Annotated in this window: 4 protein-coding genes; all 4 read left to right on the top strand. The window is 53.9% G+C overall.

Translation table 11 applies throughout. The features are described from left to right. Positions 1-1083 (top strand): hypothetical protein (locus ABVZ64_RS00015; RefSeq protein ID WP_352399004.1); only part of this gene is annotated, 1083 nt, incomplete at its 5' end. Positions 1084-1281: 198 nt separating this feature from the next. Next, positions 1282-1551, top strand: coding sequence for a DUF8809 domain-containing protein (locus ABVZ64_RS11925; protein WP_447183660.1), 270 nt, complete (start codon positions 1282-1284; stop codon positions 1549-1551). A gap of 58 nt (positions 1552-1609) precedes the next feature. Then, positions 1610-2581, top strand: a complete 972-nt coding sequence (locus ABVZ64_RS00010) for an AAA family ATPase (RefSeq protein ID WP_352399003.1) — start codon at positions 1610-1612, stop codon at positions 2579-2581. Position 2582: 1 nt separating this feature from the next. Continuing rightward, a partial coding sequence (locus ABVZ64_RS00005; protein WP_352399002.1) for a DUF58 domain-containing protein occupies positions 2583-2843 on the top strand: 261 nt, incomplete at its 3' end.

The following is a 2843-nucleotide window of genomic DNA, read 5'->3' as shown; positions in this document are numbered from 1 at the left end:
GCCTTTCTTCGCCCCTGGGCAGATGTCTTGACCTGCTGCCTGATTTTGACGGGGGCAATCCTGCTTCTGGCTGCGGCCCTGGCCGTAATCTCACGTCCTGGTTTATGGGAGGCAGCTTGTCAGGTGGATGCGAAGGGCTTGAAGGAGCGGGTCAGTACGGCACTGGAACTTTCGTGCCGCAGCTCTGGAACTGAGTTGCAAACCAGGCAGAGAGAAGATGCGTTGAGACATCTGCAGGCTCTGGATATTGAAGCCGGTTTCCCTCTGCGTTTGCCTCGTCGTGAGGGTAAGGTTTTATTGACCCTGGCCCTGCTGCTAGTGCTGGTAAATATAATTCCCAATCCCCAGCGGGGAGAAGTTGAACGGCAAATGGCCATTCGAAGGGAAATAGCCCAGCAGCAAAAACAGGTGGAAAAGGTTAAGAATGATTTGGTAAAGAAAAACGAAAAAGCCCCGTCAGTCCGCCGGGAGGAGGGCATTAAAGCCCTGGAGGATTTACAGCGGAAGTTACATGAGGCCAAAAAACAGGAACAGGCTATGAAGTCCCTGGCCAGTACGGAGGAACAGCTAAAGAAGCTCGTTTTGGATGGGCAGGAAGATGTAAACAGTGATTTACAAGGGTTATCCCGGGCTTTAAAGCAAGAAGAGATAGGTAGGGAAATGGGTGATAAACTGGCTGCGGGGGATAGCCGGGAGATAAAAAAGAGTTTTGACCGGATGGCAGAAAAAGTGTCGGCTCTGTCGACTGATGATAGGCAGAAACTGGCTGCCAGTCTGAATCAGGCAGCAACATCCGCCAATGACGGGGATTTAAAAAGCCAGCTGAATCAGGCGGCAAGGTCTCTGAACAGCGGGTCTGCGCAGGCAGCCGGGAGTAAACTAAGTGCTTTGGGTACGACCCTGGGACGGATGGGTGAGCAGTCAGCCGTAAATGCAGATCTGGCCCGGGCGCAAATGGCCTTGCAGTCGGCCCGGACCGGGATAGCAACGGCAGCCAGCAGCGGAACTGGCGCCAATATGGCTTCTTCTGGTGCTAGTTGCCAGCATCCGGGCTGCAATACCCCCGGAAGCAATGGAACCTGACAGCTTGGTGGCAATACCCCCGGAGGGGGAAATTCACCAGGAGGCGGTGGCCAGGGGACAGGGCAAGGTTCTCAAGGTCAGGGAGTTGGGCAGGGAGCTGGCGCCGGAGCCGGCGCCGGTATAGGCAGCAGCAATCAGGATGGACAGGTACAAAGATCCTCTTCCGGCGGACCTGCCGGAGGGAACCTTCCGGCCAGCATGAGTGTTGGGGAATACGAGAAAATATATGACCCTGCCCGGCTGGGCAGAGCCGGAGAGACTTCCTATGTAAAAGGGCAGGAAGGCAGCGGGCCGCAGCAGACTGTGGATGTAAGCAATCCCGACATTAACCCGGGCAGCATGTTGCCTTACCGTCAGGTTATCGGGGAATACAGCCAGGCCGCCCGGGAGTCGCTTAACCGGAGTATAATCCCGGCAGGTACCCAGGATTTGGTGCGCGACTACTTCACATCCCTGGAGGAGAATTGATCAGAATTAAACGGTTTCAGTAGATTCTGCGTGAATTAAAAACGGGAGGATGTTTTGAATGCAGATAGATGATTTTGCCCCGGTGGTTAACGCGATAGAAAAAGAGATAGGGAGGGTGATGGTAGGACAGAAGGATATTATCCGGGAGACTCTGATATGTCTTTTGGCCGGGGGCAATATCCTGCTGGAAGGAGTGCCCGGACTGGGCAAAACCATGCTGGTCAGAACCGTCAGCCAGGTTCTGTCCCTGGACTTTAGCCGGATACAGTTTACGCCCGACCTGATGCCGGCTGATATAGCGGGAACCAATATTCTGAGCGAGGACACCGGCGGCGGCAAATATTTCAGCTTTCAACCGGGGCCGGTTTTTGCCAACGTCGTTTTGGCCGATGAAATTAACCGGGCTACCCCCAAAACCCAGAGCGCGCTCCTGGAAGCCATGCAGGAAAAAACAGTCACCGTGGGCGGCAAGACCAGGGCTTTGCCGCAGCCATTTTTCGTTCTGGCTACTCAGAATCCGCTGGAAATGGAGGGAACCTATCCCCTGCCCGAAGCCCAGATGGATCGCTTCCTGTTTAAACTGCTGGTGCAATATCCGGGGGAAGAGGAATTGAGCAGTATTATTAACATCACTACCGGAAGCAGTTCTGTTGATTTGAAGCAGATAGCGGGTGCGCAAACTATTTCGGATATGACTGCCCTGGCTCGGGAAGTGCCGGTTGGAGAAAGAGTCTTGCAAATGGCTACCCGGGCGGTTCTGGCAACTCACCCTGAGAGTGAATATGCACCGGACAGCGTACGCCAGTATGTGCGTTACGGCGCTTCCCCCCGGGGAGGCCAGGCACTTATAGCTGCGGGGAAGGTGCGGGCCCTGATGGAAGGCAGGTATAATGTAGCCTTTGAAGATATTGAAGCCCTGGCCTACCCCGCTTTGCGCCACCGCTTTTTCCTAAACTTTGAAGGCGAAGCCCAGGGATTAAGTACCGACCAATTGATCGCCGATATACTGCAGACTTTAAAGGTGAAATAATATGGATGATCTTTTTGACCAGCAATTCCTGGCCAGTCTGGAGCGGCTGGCCCTGCAGGGCAGAAAAATTATTGCCGGTAAACACAGCGGGGAGCGGCGCTCACCTAACAAGGGCAGTTCGGTGGAGTTTGCTGATTTCCGCAACTATACCAGCGGAGATGATTTCCGCCATATCGACTGGAATGCTTATGCCCGCAGTGAACGCTTGTTTTTAAAGCTGTTCATGGAGGAACAGGATCTTTTATTAACCATATTTCTGGAT

The sequence above is a fragment of the Anaerotignum sp. genome, from assembly GCF_040307045.1.
GTDB lineage: Bacteria > Bacillota > Clostridia > Lachnospirales > Anaerotignaceae > Chakrabartyella.
This window is presented reverse-complemented; position numbering and strand designations above follow the sequence as displayed.